This window comes from Nitrobacter sp. MLSD-S21 (genome assembly GCF_058809865.1).
In genome coordinates this window covers 285,945-303,292 of sequence record NZ_JBXASZ010000004.1, presented here as the reverse complement: position 1 = coordinate 303,292, position 17,348 = coordinate 285,945, and the positions used below count along the sequence as shown (strand labels likewise).

Genomic DNA, 17,348 nt, shown 5'->3' with positions numbered 1-17,348 from the left:
ACGGCGACAGGTCTTGCGGAAGCGTGGAGGACGAGGCATCCGATGCTGGCGCGGCAGCCGGCGCAGCTGATTGATCCGACGGCGCGGCCGCGTCAGACGATGCAGCGGCAGACGCAGCATCGGGAGAGGCCGTCGACGCGGACGGCGACGGAGTGGCGGTATCACCCGGTAGAGGCGAAGGAGATGACGCGGGCGGCTGGGATGACGACGACGCGGCAGACGGATCAGAGGGCGACGGAGGAGAACTCGTCGACCCGCCCGATGTAGGCGTCGCGGAAGAGGCATCCGATGTCGGCGATGCGGACAATGGCTGCGCGGACGGCTGCGCCGGCGTCGATGCTTGTGGTGACGCTGCTTGGGAAGACGCGGGCACTGGCGATGATGGCTGCGTGGGTAACGCCGACCGCGTTGATGACTGGGGTGCGGGATGCGCCGACGGCCCAGATCCCGCCGCAGCCGCAGCCGGATGCTCCCCCTGCTGCTGCGCCCGCACCACGCCAACAGGTCCAAACGCCAGCAGAAGCGCCGCAAGCATCCGGTAAATGATCTTGGCTGTTCGTCGCGTCATCGTTCCCGCTCCTTCTACTGACTTACCGATGCCATCATCGGATCGAGCCTTGCGGCCAAAACCGCCGGCATGAATTCAGAGGTGCCCGTCAGAAGCCACGCACTCTCGACTAAACGCATCACCTCTGCTTCGCGCTATGGTGTGATGCAGTTGCTCGAATGACAGATGCCAGCGGCGTCATCCAATGCGCTCGCCAACTCAGGACCATCGTTATCGCGCAGGCCGCGAGCGAGATAAGCGTTCCCCACATCAATGATCCGAACCCCGGACCGTCGCGCCATAGCGCAAGCGACAGACCGAGTGCGAGCAGCGCATAGCCCGCAATGCGAAGCGCGATCTTGCGTGAGCGCGACAGCGGCGGCGCCGCCACGGCGACCAGCCGCCAGTTCCGATCCTGGCTAAGCGCGAGCAGGGCAAAGCCGAGAAGCAGGACAAGAATCAGTATGACGAACGACAGAACGCTGCTCATCGCGCTACTCCGCAGGATGAAGCTCGGCACTGCGGACGCTAGCAGCGCCTGCCGACGCAACGGCAGCACGACGTTGCAGCTTGCGCGCGGTCAGCACGGCAATGACTGCCGCCACAAGAAGCATCAGGTCCATGCCAGCGATGGACCAAAGTTGGCGATGGGTTAAACTACGGACGAGATGGTCGCCCGTCGTGATCCAGTTGAGCGCAACGGCGGCGGAGGCGAAAGCAGCCATTGTCCAACATTGCTCAACCCACGCCCGCCCGGGCCGCAACCAGGCATGGCTGAAGGTGGCGAGCCAGACGAGGTAGAAAGCCCATATCTCAAGTGCAGCGCGCTCATATCCCGCAAACGTCGTCTCGAGCGGCAGCAGACGATTGGTGACGAAAAAGGCGAGCGTGCTGATGACGATGCCGGCGGTGCTGCCGATCGTCAGGCCCTCGACGATGCGGACGCCCGGGAGGCCGAGTTGCGCGTGTTTTTTGCGGCGAGATTCCAGCCAGAACAGAAAGCCGGTGGCGATCATCACGCAGCCCGATAGCCCGAGAGTAAAATAAATCCATCGCAAGGTCCAGTGACGAAACTGAACCAGATGCAAGCCGGCGATAAAACGTTGCGCCGTCGTCACCGGGCGGTGCGCGCTCCATTCATGAAGGAGCGTTCCTGTGGCCGCGTCAAAATAAGCGACGTCGCCGACAGCGGTGACCCGAGTATCGTAGGGACGCCTGACAGCGACGTAAGCAGCGGCATCACCGGGATGATACACGGCAATCGCTGTCGGTGTATCGCCGCTCCATAACCGCTCCACTTCAACGGCCATCGCATCCAGCGATGCAAGGAAACTGCTCGGTTGATTGCTCCTCTCGCGGCTATAGGTGCCGAAAGCGTCGGCATTGAACGCCTGCTGATCCTTGTAGATCGTTCGCCATCCGCTCGGGATGTAAAACGAATAGAAAATAATGAGGCCGGAAAGAGTGATGACGATGTGGAACGGCAAGCCAATCACACCGGTAACATTGTGCAAATCGAGGAGCGCTCGCCGTGACTGTTTTTCAGGCCGGAATGTGAAGAAATCGGCGAAGATCTTGCGGTGAATGACGACGCCCGAAACACAAAGGGCGAGCATCGCCATGCCGGCCAAGCCCACCAACCAGGAGCCCATCTGAGCAAAGCGGATATGCAGCATATAATGGAACGGGTACAGGAAACCCGTGCCGGCCAATGTGCCCGGATCAGGCAGCGCGATCTTGGTAACGGGATCGAGATAGCGCCGAACGAGCGTGGTGTTATCCTTGTATGCGACGGTAGTGGCCGGTTGCCGGTCAGTTGGCCGGACGACGTACCAGAATGGAGCCTTCGCCGCCGACGCGGCGTCGAGCGAGGGACGTAGGACATCGAGGGAGATCGGTGTTTCAGGGGGAGCGAGCCGCGTTATCGGCATCATCCAGCGGTCGATTTCCTTATCGAAAACCGCGAGCGTTCCCATCCAGAAGATGGCGAAGAGAACGCCGCCGAGCACCACGCCGGCCCAGGTATGCAGCCAGTCCATCGATTGCCGGAAGGTCGGCTCCATCTCAGCCTCCCGCGCCGATGAGCGACGCCAAGCCGAACCCGCCAGCGGCGAGAAACGCCTGGACGGCAGCGAGCCGAACTAAGCGCCGCTCAGCAAAGCCCCACAGCAGCAACACGAGATAGATCACGAAGCCGAGCATGGACGCGAGGACAACGCTATCGATGCGCGGCAGACCGGTGAACGGCAATGTTGCGGAGAGCACGGCGACGATTCCGGCTGCGGTTGCATAGCCGCCCAACACCACGAGCACGACGCGCGCGATGACATTGATCCGCGCGCGCGTTGATGCCTTCCCCACCGGGGACCCCGCTGCTCGAGGATTCGTTGTCGCCCCCGCCATCAGAAATCAAACGTCGCGGAGAGGAGGAAAGTACACTTGTTGTTCCAGGATACCGCAAAAGTGTATTTTGAAGCCTTGTTCAATGATCTCGCTCCCTGGCTATCTATTGCGATACTACCTGCGCCCGCGATGGTTGCTGCCAGATGAGGGAAGCGCCGAAGCGATGCGTCTTGTACTCACGTCGCTCCGAACTCCTTTGTACTGCGGCGTCGGTCTTCGATGCAGAGCGGCAAAGAAGGCTACATCCCCGCCTATCCAACTATTTCTGGTACATCGGCGCGACTGGCGTGGTCGGCGACGGCAGCAAGTCTGCGCTCAGGGACAGACGGAAGGTTTGAGGAACGCCGAGAGTCAGCTGACCAAACGGGCTGGCGTACCAGTAGTTTCTAGCGGTGACGTTATCGACATTGAGCCGAGCGACCATGTCACGGTCCCATGCGCGGAACTTATAACGTGCGCCCAAATCCAGCCGCTCCCAACCGCCCACTCGTTGAAAGTTGGCGCGATCAAGGTAATTATCTGACACGTGAACCACGCGACCCGTTACGGTGAAATCTGGGATCCATGGCACATCGTATTCAGCGCCGACGCTAAGTTGAACATCCGAAACGCCGGGTGCTTTGTTCCCAACGTTCACGTTGCCTAATGTCTTTGTCAGCCGCCCATCAAGGAATGTCACACCACCTAGCAAACGCACATTCTCGACCGGCGAACCGAACATCGTGAAGTCGATGCCATCATTCCTCTGCTCGCCGTTATATCCAAAGGTGTTGGTCCCGGGATCCAGGAATGCAGAGGGTTGGGAAATACGGTAAAACGCCAGCGTTGCCCCGAAACGTCCGAAGTCTACCTTGGCTCCGGTCTCCATCTGCTTCGTTCGCTGAGGTCCTAGAAAAAATCCGCTGTTTGCGGCTCCCAGTGGAGCCCGTGGCCCCAATCCAAATCCTTCGGCATAACTCATGTAAAGCGTGAGAGGCTGCCAGGGCTTGAACAACAATGCCAGCATGGGCGTGTTCGCATCCTGGTTATCGCCGGGTGTCAAAAGCCCGTTGACGTCGTAGGAATTGGTTTCCAGATGCTGTCGGCGGCCGCCGATCGAAAACTGCACGCGATCGTCGGCGACAGACATCGTATCAATCAACGCGATGCCCGTGAGTAGTGTATTATATTTCGATCGCCGCACCGCCGCGAATTGCGCTGCCCGGTCCGGGGCCGGGAAGTTTACCGGCGCGTAAATGTTGTTGGCAAAAACCTCATTAGATGAATTCCCGGATTGGCCGTCGTTGCGATAGCCAGTGTAGACAAGCGAAATGCTATGTTTGACAGGGCCGGTCCAGACCTTACCGCGAACCCCGACCTCCCCGGACTGGAATAGATCGCTTGCTAGATATGGAAAGGTGGTCTGGGTTAGGTCACCTGCCGTATTCCTCAAGGTGCTATTGGTCGAAATATACCTCTGGTCTTGATAAGCCGCACCATAAGCTCCGAACAGGGTCCAGTCATTCGAAATATCGTATTCTGCTCGACCAAGAACGAAACGGTGATCGAATTTGACATCTTCCCAAGGCTGCTGAAAGTTGCGCGTAAGCCTTGGCGCGGGTCCAAGCGGAAAGTTGTTGGCTCCAAGATTCACGGGAGTCACAGGCGCTTTAATGGCCTGATGGCTGATGCCTGCATCCAGGCTCGCTCGAAAATCCTGGCCTCTGTAATCTAAACCTGCTGTGAGCGAACCGATCGCAAGTTCATTCTTGTCGATGGGTGTTTGACCCGCGCTACCCGTCCCGTTGACGCGAACACCAAACTCCTTTTGGTCTCCGTATCGTTGTCCGACGTCGAAAGCGAGCCCGCCGTTCCCTCGCGAAAGGTAATTCGCGGTGATGCGCGCTATTGGGTTGTCTGTGGCTCGCTTCGGGATAAGATTGACGAAACCCGCACTACCGCTCGGCGGAAAGCCATAGAGGAAAGTAGCCGGTCCGCTTAAAACCTCAACGCGCTCAATACCCTCAAGCTGAGGACGACGAGGGTTGAGTAGACCATAGAGTCCGTCAAACGCATAGTCTCTAGAGCTTAAGGCGAAGCCGCGCACTGATGCGGACTGCTGAAAATTGTAAGGCGACGCCTGGGCCCGAATGGCGGGATTGTTTTCAAAGACATCATAGATGCTCCGAACCTGCTGATCGCGCATCAACTGTTCGGTGTAATTGGTTTGCGAGAATGGGATATCAAATATGCTGCGATTTCCAAGAAGCCCAACCCGTCCTCCACTTGCGACCTGACCTCCAGCGTAGACCGGAGGCACCGTCATCGTGGAGTTGGGATTTGCCCCTCCCTGCACGTCAATGGTGTCAAGGGCGATCGCGCCGGCCGGTACCGCGCCGCTAGCTACAGGCATTGAGGGATCGAAAACTTGCACTGTGTTCCGGCCAGTGAAGGATGCACGCAAGCCTGTTCCGGCGAGCAATTGCGTTACCGCCTGTTGCGGGCTCATTTGTCCGTTCGCACCTGCCGTGCGCTTGCCTGCGGTCAGATTGCTTGGATAGAGCATCCGAAGATTCGTTTGACGCCCAAGGCTGAGAAGGCCGCTTTCGAGTGAGCCCGCCGGAACCGAAACGTTTACCGCGCCGGCAGGTTGAGCGGTCACGGGCTGCACATTGGCTGGCTGCGCATGAAGCGCCGTGTTGAGCGCAAGCAACGAAACTCCGGCCAACGCAGCCGCTGCTATTCTGCCGCCTATCTTGCCCCGTCCACTTTCAAACGTCATGTTTGCCCCTGTTGGTCAAATGCCGGTGGGGCAGCGTCGTGCGCGCACCCTCCTACTGACTAAGAGTCAAAACCGGGGGTGCCTCCTGACGTCGACTCAGAAATAAATTTTGAGCGATGTTCCGTTCACTGCGCTTTCGGCGCATCGCTTCTATCTAAAAAGCTTCAACGAGAGCGGACAACAACCATCAGACCAGTTAGATGGGTGACACTCACGGGCAAGCTTTCCTCCAGCACCCGGAGCGCCTGGTCTGTATCCTTCAAGTCGAAAATGCCCGAGACCTGCTGGTCCGCGGCTGCGTTGTCCAAGACTACGATGCGCCCGCGACGATAGCGCTCGAGGGTAGCCAAGACCTCGTGGAGTGGCTGGCTGGAAAATACGAGCTTTCCGGTTCGCCACGCTGTCTCATTCGCAACGTCGGCTTTTGTCACCGCGAAGGCACCTTTGGCCGTGAGATTTGCGGCGTCGCCGGCCTCCAGCACGACCTGGTCTTGGCGGCTCGTGACTTCCACGCGTCCGTGTTCGACCCGCACGGCGCCGAGAGAGTCATCCGACGCCGCACTCACACTGTATTGCGTACCCAGCGCCGTCGCCTTCAGAGAGGAGTCATCAACCGTAAACGGTCGCTCAGGGTTGCGCGCGACGTTAAAGAACGCCTCACCTCGCAAGAGCTGAATTTTGCGTTCGCCTTGCGAATAGCGAACGATGATCGCCGAGTCCGTGTTCAGGTCGACGCGAGAGCCATCGGCAAGCGTGACGCTGCGCACTTCGCCGACAACCGTGTAATAGTCTGCCCGCATGTGATCGACGAATCCCATGCGGTAGAGCGTGACTGACAGAATCGCGATAATGCCAATCGACACGATGCTGGATGTCGCTGCACGCCGTGACATCCGCAGCTTCTTCAGGCGGTCCGACGGGATCGGCACATCCTTGAGGTCGGCCCAAAGATTCTTGAATTCGTCATAAGCCGCCTGATGTGCGGCATCGCGATCCAGCCAGAGTTGGAACTTTTGCCGATCCTGATCGGTCGCGTCGGCGGATTGCAGACGCGCAACCCAGCGCGCCGCTTCTTCTTCAATCCGACCCTCGATGTTCTGCGAAACCCTGTCCGGCATACCCGCCCCAGCAGTCCATCCTCGACCGGCATCGGCCGACGGCCGCCGCTACTTTATTAGAGTCGAAAGCAAGGGTACTACCTGACGTCTTTTTAGAAATAAATCTCGGAGCGCACTTTCCGGCAGTGGATCAAGGCCTTGATGATGTGCTTCTCGACCATGTTGCGCGAAACTCCGAGCCGGTCGGCGATCTCGCCGTTCGACATGCCATGCAAGCGGCTCAGGATAAAGACTTCCTGGCAGCGGTTCGGCAGTTTCTCGATCGCTTTTGCCAGCCGAATCAGGCTTTGGCGACCGATGACGACCCGTTCCTGATCCGGAGCATCCGTCGCCTGATTCTCGCCTACGATCGCAGGCAAGAACAGCTCAGCATCGGCGGCAAAGCGGGCTGACGTGACCCGGGCGACTGACTTCGCGATCTGGAACAGATAGGCCTGCGGATTCTCGATAATCGTCTTCGGCGGCGTATCAAGCATGCGCAGAAAAGTCTCCTGCGTCGCGTCGGATGCCTCGGTGGCGTTGCGAAACCGGCGCATAAAGAAGCGCCGGAGCCTACGCTCCTCCGAACGCTGCAATTGCTGCACTAACGCCCCGAACATGTCGGGCTCTCCTAACCATCACGCGGCGAATTTCGTTTGCAGGCAATCGTTATCCGGTCAAACCACCTACCGCGACTCACCGCAGATGCACGATGGACTAATATGAATTTCCTTAGCGCGCCTCAATTTCCTTCACAAACACAATAATTTAGAATGGATTTAATCGGGGGAATCAGAAAAACTGGCTGGAGTAGTCCGTCTTTCCATCGCATTGAAATCACGATTATTTCGGGGGTGCTGCATTGCAGCGACGGTCCGTCGCGTTCTTTGCGACGATTGGCCAGCAAAGTCTGCGCGAGCCGCGGTGCAAACGAGCGTAACAAACAAATAAAGCTTCAGCCGCCGCGCATGGATCGCGTGAGACGAGGCGGTCAGGGCGTGATGTGCTGTGATCCAGCCATCTGCGCTCCGTTTCCGATTGACCCGCTCGGGCTCCGAAGGAATCCTGTGTCCTGTCGACCGCGAGACCATGTTGACGTGATGCACGAGGTGCGTTTGGACATGCGCAGTATGTTGGCCGAGCTGTCATTCCGGTAGAGCTTGTGTGCCGGGATTATCTCAGACACCTCACGCCAGAGAAGCTCGTCAGAAAGGTATCGTACTTCCACAGCCGAGCATATTGTTTTCGGCCTACTGAGCGAAGGGGATGGTCATGGTCCAATACTCGGGGCTGCGGTTCTGGAAGGATGTCGGAACAAGGGACCGTACCATTGACCGCTTGCTAGCGTTGCGCACAGGTCTCGCTAAGAACGTAACACCCAACAACAAGCAGGATTCCTTTCACCTCGCGACCTGGAATATCCGAGACTTCGGCGGCAGCCGGCTAAACCCGTCGCCACGCCTGCCGGAGTCTCTGCTCTACATCGCTGAGGTGATTTCCGCCTTCGATCTGGTCGCGGTGCAGGAGGTCAACGAGAACATGACCGACTTCCAGAAGGTCATGAAGCTGCTCGGTCCGCATTGGGACTATATCGTCACCGACCAGAGCGGAAACATGGAGCGGCTCGCCTTCGTTTTCGACACCCGCAAAATCCGGTTTCGTCATGTCGCCGGCGAGATCGTGCTGCCGGCGAAGAAGGGCAAGGAGGTTGCTCAGTTCAACCGCACGCCATTCCTTGTCGCCTTCCAGGCCGGCTGGTTCAAGTTCAACATCTGCACCGTGCATATCTATTACGGCACAGCACAGGACACCGCGCAGCGCAAACGCGAGATCGCCGATATCGCATCGTTCTTCACCGCGCGACAGAAGAAGGATGGCGAGACCTACATCCTCCTCGGCGACTTCAACATCCTCAATCCTGACGACCCGACCATGAACGCGCTGCTCGGCGGCGGCTTCGAGGTGCCGGCCGAGCTGCGCAAGCCGACCGCGCTGGCGAGCGCGAATTATTACGATCAGATCGCGTTGCGCACGCAGAACAAGCTGGTCGAGATCAGGAACGCCGGCTGCTTCCGCTGGCAGGACTATGTGTTTCGCGACGAAGCAGACTATGAGGCCTACAAACCCTTAATGCCGACCAAGACCAAGACCGGCAAGGACGCGAAGACGGACAACAAAGCCTATAGAACTTGGCGCACATGGCAAATGTCGGACCATCTGCCGCTGTGGACCGAGTTCAAGATGGATTTCACGGAGTCCTATCTCACCAGCTTGAAAGCCGGCGCGACGCCCCTGGCGACATTCGCTCCTGAGTCGGGTCCGCGCCCCGAGGCCGGGCCGACATCCGACAGCTGACCGGTCATGTCTTCCGGCCAGGAGTCGTACGCGTGAGCAAGAACATCGTCATCTGCTGCGATGGCACCGGCAACGAGGTCGAAGGCAACCTTTCCAATGTCCTCAAACTGTTTCGCATCGCTCAGAAGAACGAGCATCAGCGCGTCTACTACAACCCTGGAATTGGCACGATCGGCAGTCGCGACGCCTGGATGCGGCTGAAGCAGAACACCAAGGCAGTGTTCGGTCTCGCCACCGGCTATGGCCTCGACGGCGATATCCTTGGCGCTTATCGGTTTATCGCCCAGCAGTACGAGAAGGACGATTCCATCTTTCTGTTCGGCTTCAGCCGCGGCGCCTACACCGTGCGCGCGCTGGCGGGCTTCATCCACATGGTCGGGTTGTTGCCGCCTGATCAGCTCAATATCGCGGACTACGCGCTGACGGCCTATAAGCGCGCCAGCGAGGAGAACGATCTCAGCATCGCCTGGAATTTTAGCCAGATCGCCGGCGGCCGCCGCGCCACCATTAAGTTCATTGGTGCATGGGATACGGTCGCCTCGGTGCTGGTGCCACGTCGCGACCGGATCATCCCGACGTTGCTGATGCTGCCCTACACTCGCGTCAATCCGAGCGTCGAGGTCTTCCGCCACGCGATGGCGATCGACGAACGCCGGCGCATGTTCCGCCTCAACCGCTGGACCGCGCCGCAACCGTTCGTCGCCAATCGTTTCGATTCATCAGCGTCGCCTCAGGCCCAGGACATCAAGCAGGTCTGGTTCGCAGGCGTCCATGCCGACGTTGGCGGCGGCTACCCCGAGACGGAAAGCGGCCTCTCCAAATTCCCGTTGGCGTGGATGATCGATGAAGCGGTCACCCACGGGTTGAAGATCAATACCGCGATGAAAAACCACCTCGTGCTCGGCCGGCCACGCGAGGGTGGGCGAAACACCTATGTCGCGCCTGATGCGCAAGGGCCTCTGCACGATTCGCTGACATCAGCCTGGAAAATACTGGAGTGGCTGCCGAAATCGGCGAAGTGGAAGGAATGGGAGCGTCGCGAACTTCTCGGGTTCTACATTCCCGATGGGGAGCCAAGAGTTTTAGCCGATCCGTCCATCAAACCTCGCATTCACCAGTCCGTTGTCAATCGCAAGGCGCAGACGCCTGACTATGCGCCCGTCAACTTTCCGGGCGAATTTGACATCGAGCCATGATGTTGGCCGACGCGGCAACCCATGACCTTATCCTGAACGATGACGTTGCGCGCTTTGTACGTTGCTAACGCCGCTTCGCAGGATCTCACGCCACTCAGGCCGATGAAGCGCGACACCTCGCAGAGACCGTCAACGTCATGGGTGCTTCGGACCAGGAGCAACACGGGCGCCGCAGAAATGGTCAGTGAGCATCGTGGTTGCAATGTGGTTGCAACTCCAATCTCGTTCTTGACCGTCCGTGAGATGACTTCACGTAATTATTTGATTATATTTGGGGAAACTGGCGCACCCGACACGATTCGAACGTGTGACCTTTGCCTTCGGAGGGCAACGCTCTATCCAGCTGAGCTACGGGTGCGAGGCATTCCATTTAGCCGATTGACGCGAGGCGGGCAACGCCCAGACGCGCCGTCCTTCGAAAATCACCGTGGCTGCTCGGAGACTGCCCGGATATGGAGACTGTCCGGATGATGGGCACGCGCCCCGGCGCGACAGGTCAACAACCTAGCGCCACCGGACGAAACGCCTGCAGCAAATGCTGATCGATCTTGCCGCCCATTTCTTCCATGGTCGCAAAGGATTTGGCGTGCGTGAAAGGAAGGCGATAGGCCCGCTTCTCGACCAGCGCGGCATGAATGTCCACGATCGTGGTGAGGCGCACGATGTCGCTAATCTGATCGCCACGCAGGCCATCCGGATAGCCCGAGCCATCAAGCATCTCATGATGGTGCAGAACAACGTCGAGCATCTCGGACGGAAAGCCGCCCTGCCTCAGCAAGGCTTCGTAGCCAAGGCGCGCATGCCGGCGAATTTCATTCTTCTCCTCGTTGTCGAGCTTACCTGGCTTGTCGAGAATCGCGACGGGAATGAAGGCCTTGCCCACATCATGGAGCAAGGCGGCGCGAGCAAGCCGGCGCTGATCTTCCTCGCGCATTCCGAGCTGCTGCGCGAAAGCGGCGGCGAAGCCTGTGACAAACAGACAGTGACGGTAGGTATGAGTATGGTGGCGGCCCACGGTGGCTAACCAGTCACGCAACGAGGAGAGCTTGATCGCCATCAAAATCTCTTGCTCCGCCTCCATGACATCGCTGAATGAGAGCGGAACGCCGGCTGGAAGATTCTCGAAGATCTTCACCAGCACGGCATGAGCTGCGGCAATACCGCGATTCAGAACGTTGGCGTTCGCCGCCGCGCCACTATCGTTGTCGTCCGGAAATGCGGCACGGACACGCTGTAGAACGACTTGCGCATCCAACGGGCGCGAGATGGTATCGGTGGCGCCGAGCGCCCACGCCTGCATCGATTCGTGATGAAGGGCATCTGCAAGAACGAACAGCCGCGGCATCGATCGATAGACCTCGGCGCACAGCTTGCTGCGTACCTGCAGCACGCTTTCGGGGGAACGCAGATTGATATCGACGACGATGCCCGAAAATCGACCGTCCGGCCTGTCCGGAATCCCGGAAGTCAATGTGGTATCAACGTCGGCTGCGCATTGCAGAATGGCCCACAAATCGCTGCTGCGGTCGGTCCGGTCGGACGCCAGAAGCAGGCGGCGCCTTGTGCGCGATCCGGTTGTGAGCGTCATCGGTCCTCATTGGTGTCAGCCCAACGCTTCGTCACTTTAGACGATAAGTAGATTCGCGAAGATTAAAGGGTAGTGTTAACGCTGCGTAAGTTGCTCGCCAGGAATTCAACGGACCGGTGAGAATGATCACTGATCCTGCCAACACGCGTGGAGACAAAGCGCGAATGTGTTAGAACCCAGCATCAAAGCTTTTCGCGAATTGCGAGTCGCGAATTTCTGATGATTTCCATTCTTTTGTGCCAGCTAGGCGGCATCATGAAACAGCGGACATTGGTCTTTGGGTCGAGATGGGTCTTCGGGTCGACATGCCTTGTTGCATTTTTAACGGCCTGGACCGCTCCGGGACACGCGCAGCCGACGGTCGTGGGGCCGACATCTTCCCCGCCATTCACGGCAACGCTTTCAAACAACATCCCGTTGGCTATCGGTATGGATGAAATAACTGCCGCATATGCACTCGGCGGGTCACTGAACTACATTGAAGGCCCTCCCGGCGACGAAGTATTTCTAGCGCTCCGAAACTTCAGCGCCAGCGGCTTCTTCAACCAAAAGCATAGACTCTATTTGCAGTTCCGCAGAGGACGTCTCGTGGGCTGGAAGGGCGATTGGGGCCATAACTGGATGTGGCGATAACTGCGGCTATCGTCGAGAGGAATAGCAATTGGCTTGCATCCCGCCGTAAGGTCAGATGTCGCGGCCCATCGATCTGGTCGGCGTGCGCGCCTCGCCTTCTTCGCCGGACATCTCAGGAGTAAGAACGGCGCCTCAGAACCAGCGTTCGTCGACGAGGACGGTGTCGCCGGGGCTGAGCGGCGTAGCGGGGGGGGGGGACGCTGATGCGGACGACGCCGCGGGCATCGGTGTGGGTGACGATGACGAGGTCGCGTCTGGCGCGGGGGGAAAAGCCGCCGGCGATGGCGACGGCGCTTTCGACCGTCATATTCGGCACGAACGGATACTGGCCGGGAGCCGCCACCTCGCCGAGAATGAAGAACGGCCGGTAGGCCTCGACCTCGGCGGCGACGTAAGGCTGGCGGATGTAGCCGTTGCGCAGCCGTGCGGCGATGGCGGCGGACAGTTCAGCCGGCGTGCGGCCGCGCGCGGTGACGGCGCCGATCAGCGGCATGGTGATGCTGCCGCCGGCACCGACCAGATAGGTGTTGGTGAGACCCTCCTGGCCGTAGACCACGATGCGCAGCCGGTCGCCGGCATCGAGCCGGTACGCGGGATCGTGCACAACCGGCGGCGGCGCGGCAGCGAAGACAACGGGCGTAGCGGCGATAGCTGGCGTTTCCCACAGACCCGGCGTGTTCCATAGGCCACGGCGAGGGGCGGCCGGCGGCGGCGCAAACGCCATCCGTCCTCCATAGGCCAGCGCATCGAGAGCGTTGTGCGGACGGACCATCGCCGTCGGCTGCCGCATGCATCCTGACAAAGCCAGCGCGGTTAGCGCAGCAACCAAAGATATTGGAAACGCGCGCGAGAGCCGCACCGGGGCCTGTCCCTTGTCACGAGATCACCCGGTTCTGCACCCGCTATGGTTAACAGAAGGTAACCTCTTCTTTGTGGCGAGATTGGCACCGATGTCCGGCGATTATTCCCGTGAGTAGCCGATCAAGGGCGGTCGTGGCCGGAACAGCAGCATCAGAAGAATGCCCACACCCCCGAGCACTGCGAAGGCGGGCTGATTCAAAACCAGCTTGACGAGATCCCACATCCAGGGTGCCGAGGCTTCGATCTGAGTACGAACCGCTTGCTGGCTGGCTTGATGAATATCGTTCCAGAATTCGCCGAGTTTGGTCAACCGCAGGGTCTGATCGGCGATTGACCGAGCGCCATCATAAACCAGAAAAATGAAGCCGCCGGCCAGCAGCAGCAACCCGATGAAACGAAAAATCGCCCGGATCATGCCCGTACCAGCTCCTTGTCCGCAGTTGCAGCTCGCCCCTTAGTCCTCAAAGGCACGAAATTCAACCTCGCCAGCGTCTCTTTCGAGTCCTTGCGAAGACCCTTCTTTGCCCACCCACCCGGACGCCGGACCTGCCGGCAGGCGTTGACGCTTGAAAACAGGGGCTCTATAAGACCGCTGATGGCGGTGGGGTGATCCTGCCGCCGCTGTTCTTTGAAAAAGGCCCCTCGCAAGTTTTGAGGACGGCATTTTCGAGAACACCGGAAAACACATTCAGGCTCATCCGCGCAATCGAATGACCGGCCACTGGCTGGCCTCTCGCGAGAGCACTGCCGAAGGATACTTCGAGACCATGGCCAATACGACATCCGCCAAGAAAGCGACACGCAAGATTGCCCGCCGGACCGCCATCAACAGGTCGCGGCGCACCCTGATGCGCGGCTCGGTCCGGATCGTCGAGGAAGCGATCGCGAAGGGCGATCGCGACGCCGCGGTCCAGGCGATGAAGCGCGCAGAGCCGGAATTGATGCGGGCTGGCCAGCAAAACATCATTCATAAGAACAATGCGAGCCGCAAGGTGTCCCGGCTGACGCATCGAATCGCCAAGCTTGCAAAATGAACTGATCGAAGACGTTATTCGTCAGAATATCTCAAAGGGCCTGGCCAATCGCCAGGCCCTTTTTTTGCGCGGACGTGCCAGAATCTTTTATTCACCAGATCAAGTGGAGAAAGAACACTTCAACACGTTACGCAGCATCGCCTTGCGACGACATCAGGCATCCATTGCCACGGCCGTTCGATTCGCTCACGTTCCACGATGCGAATACGAGGCACGACGACAAACACCACGATCTGGTCGATTGGACCCATCACAATAGCCATCCGGTTGAGTTCGGCGGCCTACTCTCATTCAGAGTCGACGCTTTCGCACGACTCCCATTTCGATATTTCCATCCTGATATAACCGGAAACTCCGCAAGGGCTCAAAAGACAGCCCAAATGAGCGCTTGGCTGACGCGGGTTACCCGCAAAAACAGCCAGAAAAAAATGCGCCGAGCTAATCACTTATCTCCATAGTGTGACAGAACACTTCCAAAACGACCTCGCGCTTCGCCCCGCTTCATCCTTTCTTAAAATATTTTAGACAACGCGGCGGATTTGTAACACCTCACGAAGGAGATCGAATCCGCGCGCAGATTCAAACCGTTGCTGATTGGACGCGCTGGAGGTGGAGCAGGTCCCGTGTCCTCATTCGATTTGCGCGACGCAGCCGCGACGCGAAAGACGTTGCGAGAATTGAGGCGTGGTGTATTTCTCTGAGCGTTCGCGACACTCGCGGCTCTTCAGATAGTGCTGTTTAAGAGAGCCCTGGGTGGACGTGCATATCGGCGGCGGTATTCACGTTAGTGACGCTTTCCATGTGATGGCGAATGGCAACTCATAGCAACATGAGAACGGATGTTCTGTGCCGAAATTTCTCGACTGAGACGTTTACGTCAAGCGTTTGCCAGCGAGGGAATACGCTTAGGCCATGCCGCATCTCCGCCACGGGGAGCGGGCGAGTTGACTTGGTGAGTTAGAGTGCGCGCGTAGCGATCCGACAATATGGCGTCGGGTTTCGCAGACTGAATTTGAAATTGATGTGAGAAAATGTCTCGGCGCGGTCCGTCGCAGCGAGGAGGGGGTTTATGTCAAACAAAAACAACACCACCAGATTTCATTCATGGGATTATCTTACGGACGTTTTCACGAACACGACGACATTTTTGCGCGCGCTCAGTCAATCTTCGGGCGGACCCTCTAGCCGCTACTGACATCGCTTTCGTTCCGTTTTCAGCCATCTAAATCGCTCGCGGTGCTTTGCCGAACGATTGTTCATGGCCGAAACGAAGCGCTCCGAAGGATCACAGCGAATGCGTGGCCTTCCGGAGAAGCAGCCGCATCCGAACATCATCAAACCAGAAAAGTCGTCACGAGAAATGTCAGACACAGAACAGGAGCGCTGGTCGCGTGTGAAGGGTCGATTGCGCTCGACCGTTGGAGAGGACATCTATTCGAGCTGGTTCGCGAGAATGGATTTGGAGAGCGTCCATGCCGAGAGTGTCCGTCTGTCGGTGCCGACGCGGTTCCTGAAAAGCTGGATCCAGGCGCATTACGCCGAGCGTGTGCTGGCCTGCTGGCAGGCCGAACTGCCGGACGTTCACCGGATTGATCTTACCGTGCGCTCGGCCATGCGCTGCGCAGCACCGGTCAGGGAAGCGCCCGCAACCGATGTGCACCGTCTCGAACGCAGTGAGGGCCGGAACGGCAATGAGCTGAAAACGGTTGCGACCGCGCCGGCGTCCGCCAACCACGACGCCCTCGGCGGTTCGCCCCTCGACCCGAGGCTGACGTTTCAAAGTTTCGTCACCGGACGCTCCAATACGCTGGCCCATGCGGCGGCGCGTCAAGTGGCGGAAGGCCGGCGCGGCGACAGCGTGATGTTCAATCCGCTTTACATCCACGCCGGCGTCGGTCTCGGCAAAACCCATCTGCTGCAAGCCGTCACGTGGGCGGGCAATGCGGGCACCGAGCGCAGAGTGCTCTACCTGACGGCGGAGAAGTTCATGTATGGCTTCGTCGCCGCTCTCAAGACGCAGACAGCGCTTGCTTTCAAGGAAGCACTCCGCGGCATCGACGTTCTCGTCATCGACGACTTGCAGTTCCTGCAAGGCAAATCGACACAGGCCGAATTCTGCCACACGTTGAATGCGCTCATCGATGCGGGCCGCCAGGTCGTCATTGCAGCCGACCGGCCGCCGTCCGACCTGGAAAGCCTCGACGATCGCGTACGATCCCGGCTCGCCGGTGGGCTCGTGGTCGAAATGGGTTCGCTCGGCGAGGAGCTTCGGCTTGGCATTTTGAAATCGCGCGTTGAAGCTGCGCGCACGCATCACGCCAGTTTCGACGTGCCTGAGCAAGTTTTGGATTATCTGGCGAAAACGATCACGCACAACGGGCGCGACCTCGAGGGGGCGATCAACCGGCTTCTGGCGCACAGCAAGCTCAACGCCCAGCCGGTCACTCTCGAAATGGCCGAGCGCGAGGTCCGTGACCTGGTCCGCCCCCAAGAACCGAGGCGCATCAAGATCGAGGACATCCAGCGGGTCGTCGCGCGGCAGTACAATGTCAGCCGCTCGGACCTTCTGTCTTCGCGCCGCACCGCCAATGTGGTGCGGCCGCGGCAGGTCGCAATGTATCTCGCCAAAACGCTGACGCTGCGTTCCCTGCCCGAGATCGGCCGCCGGTTCGGGGGGCGAGATCATACCACCGTGCTGCACGCCGTCCGCAAGATCGAGGCGCTGGTGTCGAAAGACGTGACGCTCTCCGACGAAGTCGAATTGCTGAAACGCCAGCTTCAGGAATAGGCGCGGCGCAGCGAGAACTTTCTGCCAAAATATCGGGAAAAGGCCGGACCGGAGCGAACCGCAGGCTTGCGCCGGACGGGCTTCC

The 17,348-nt window shown here is 59.1% G+C and carries 15 protein-coding genes, 1 tRNA gene and 2 pseudogenes; 8 read left to right on the top strand and 10 right to left on the bottom strand.

The window, feature by feature from the left end:
* Both AC1RT6_RS14670 and AC1RT6_RS14665 read left to right on the top strand, forming a co-directional pair.
* Positions 1-267, top strand: a 267-nt coding sequence (locus AC1RT6_RS14670; protein ID WP_493029513.1) for a hypothetical protein, incomplete at its 5' end; no start/stop codon positions are given.
* A gap of 21 nt (positions 268-288) precedes the next feature.
* A complete protein-coding gene (locus AC1RT6_RS14665; RefSeq protein WP_493029512.1) occupies positions 289-546 on the top strand; it encodes a hypothetical protein in 258 nt (85 codons plus the stop codon).
* A gap of 140 nt (positions 547-686) precedes the next feature.
* Here the strand turns inward: AC1RT6_RS14665 and AC1RT6_RS14660 are convergent, their stop codons facing one another.
* From AC1RT6_RS14660 to AC1RT6_RS14635, 6 genes are all read right to left on the bottom strand, one after another.
* Positions 687-1,037 carry a DUF3325 family protein gene (locus AC1RT6_RS14660; RefSeq protein ID WP_472791027.1) on the bottom strand — a complete coding sequence of 117 codons (351 nt, stop codon included), beginning with the start codon at positions 1,035-1,037 and terminating at the stop codon, positions 687-689.
* A gap of 4 nt (positions 1,038-1,041) precedes the next feature.
* Positions 1,042-2,610, bottom strand: a complete 1,569-nt coding sequence (locus AC1RT6_RS14655; protein ID WP_472791028.1) for a PepSY-associated TM helix domain-containing protein — start codon at positions 2,608-2,610, stop codon at positions 1,042-1,044.
* A 1-nt stretch (position 2,611) separates the two neighbouring features.
* Positions 2,612-2,908 carry a hypothetical protein gene (locus AC1RT6_RS14650; protein ID WP_472791029.1) on the bottom strand — a complete coding sequence of 99 codons (297 nt, stop codon included), beginning with the start codon at positions 2,906-2,908 and terminating at the stop codon, positions 2,612-2,614.
* A gap of 301 nt (positions 2,909-3,209) precedes the next feature.
* Positions 3,210-5,642, bottom strand: coding sequence for a TonB-dependent siderophore receptor (locus AC1RT6_RS14645; protein WP_493029511.1), 2,433 nt, complete (start codon positions 5,640-5,642; stop codon positions 3,210-3,212).
* Positions 5,643-5,875: 233 nt separating this feature from the next.
* Positions 5,876-6,829 carry a FecR family protein gene (locus tag AC1RT6_RS14640; protein ID WP_472791031.1) on the bottom strand — a complete coding sequence of 318 codons (954 nt, stop codon included), beginning with the start codon at positions 6,827-6,829 and terminating at the stop codon, positions 5,876-5,878.
* 92 nt (positions 6,830-6,921) lie between these two features.
* Positions 6,922-7,428 (bottom strand): RNA polymerase sigma factor, encoded by a 507-nt coding sequence (locus tag AC1RT6_RS14635; RefSeq protein WP_472791032.1) that lies wholly within the window; start codon positions 7,426-7,428, stop codon positions 6,922-6,924.
* A 503-nt stretch (positions 7,429-7,931) separates the two neighbouring features.
* Here AC1RT6_RS14635 and AC1RT6_RS14630 point away from each other — a divergent pair.
* The 3 genes and pseudogenes from AC1RT6_RS14630 to AC1RT6_RS14620 form a co-directional block, all read left to right on the top strand.
* Positions 7,932-8,024 (top strand): annotated as a pseudogene (locus AC1RT6_RS14630) (pyocin activator PrtN family protein); the annotation flags it as partial.
* 56 nt (positions 8,025-8,080) lie between these two features.
* The gene (locus tag AC1RT6_RS14625) at positions 8,081-9,163 is read left to right on the top strand and encodes an endonuclease/exonuclease/phosphatase family protein (RefSeq protein ID WP_139372940.1); all 1,083 of its coding nucleotides are present in this window, start codon (positions 8,081-8,083) and stop codon (positions 9,161-9,163) included.
* A gap of 32 nt (positions 9,164-9,195) precedes the next feature.
* Positions 9,196-10,359 carry a T6SS phospholipase effector Tle1-like catalytic domain-containing protein gene (locus AC1RT6_RS14620; protein ID WP_079448218.1) on the top strand — a complete coding sequence of 388 codons (1,164 nt, stop codon included), beginning with the start codon at positions 9,196-9,198 and terminating at the stop codon, positions 10,357-10,359.
* Positions 10,360-10,640: 281 nt separating this feature from the next.
* Here the strand turns inward: AC1RT6_RS14620 and AC1RT6_RS14615 are convergent.
* A tRNA-Arg gene (locus tag AC1RT6_RS14615) sits at positions 10,641-10,717 on the bottom strand.
* 138 nt (positions 10,718-10,855) lie between these two features.
* Positions 10,856-11,947: an HD domain-containing phosphohydrolase gene (locus AC1RT6_RS14610; protein WP_079448219.1), complete on the bottom strand. Its 1,092-nt coding sequence runs from the start codon at positions 11,945-11,947 to the stop codon at positions 10,856-10,858.
* A gap of 255 nt (positions 11,948-12,202) precedes the next feature.
* Here AC1RT6_RS14610 and AC1RT6_RS14605 point away from each other — a divergent pair, with 255 nt between their 5' ends.
* On the top strand, positions 12,203-12,580 hold the full coding sequence (locus AC1RT6_RS14605; protein ID WP_079448232.1) for a hypothetical protein: 378 nt from the start codon (positions 12,203-12,205) through the stop codon (positions 12,578-12,580).
* 132 nt (positions 12,581-12,712) lie between these two features.
* On the opposite strand, the pseudogene AC1RT6_RS14600 reads toward AC1RT6_RS14605, so the two are convergent.
* Positions 12,713-13,370 (bottom strand): annotated as a pseudogene (locus AC1RT6_RS14600) (polysaccharide biosynthesis/export family protein).
* Between the two features lie 171 nt (positions 13,371-13,541).
* Positions 13,542-13,856, bottom strand: a complete 315-nt coding sequence (locus AC1RT6_RS14595; RefSeq protein WP_079445286.1) for a hypothetical protein — start codon at positions 13,854-13,856, stop codon at positions 13,542-13,544.
* Positions 13,857-14,208: 352 nt separating this feature from the next.
* Between AC1RT6_RS14595 and rpsT the strand changes: the two genes are divergently transcribed.
* Complete coding sequence (gene rpsT, locus AC1RT6_RS14590) at positions 14,209-14,475, top strand: 30S ribosomal protein S20 (RefSeq protein ID WP_079445307.1); 267 nt, start codon at positions 14,209-14,211, stop codon at positions 14,473-14,475.
* A gap of 1,360 nt (positions 14,476-15,835) precedes the next feature.
* Entirely contained in the window at positions 15,836-17,263 is a 1,428-nt protein-coding gene (gene dnaA / locus AC1RT6_RS14585; protein ID WP_244553370.1) for a chromosomal replication initiator protein DnaA, read from the top strand.
* The last annotated feature ends 85 nt before the right edge of the window (positions 17,264-17,348 follow it).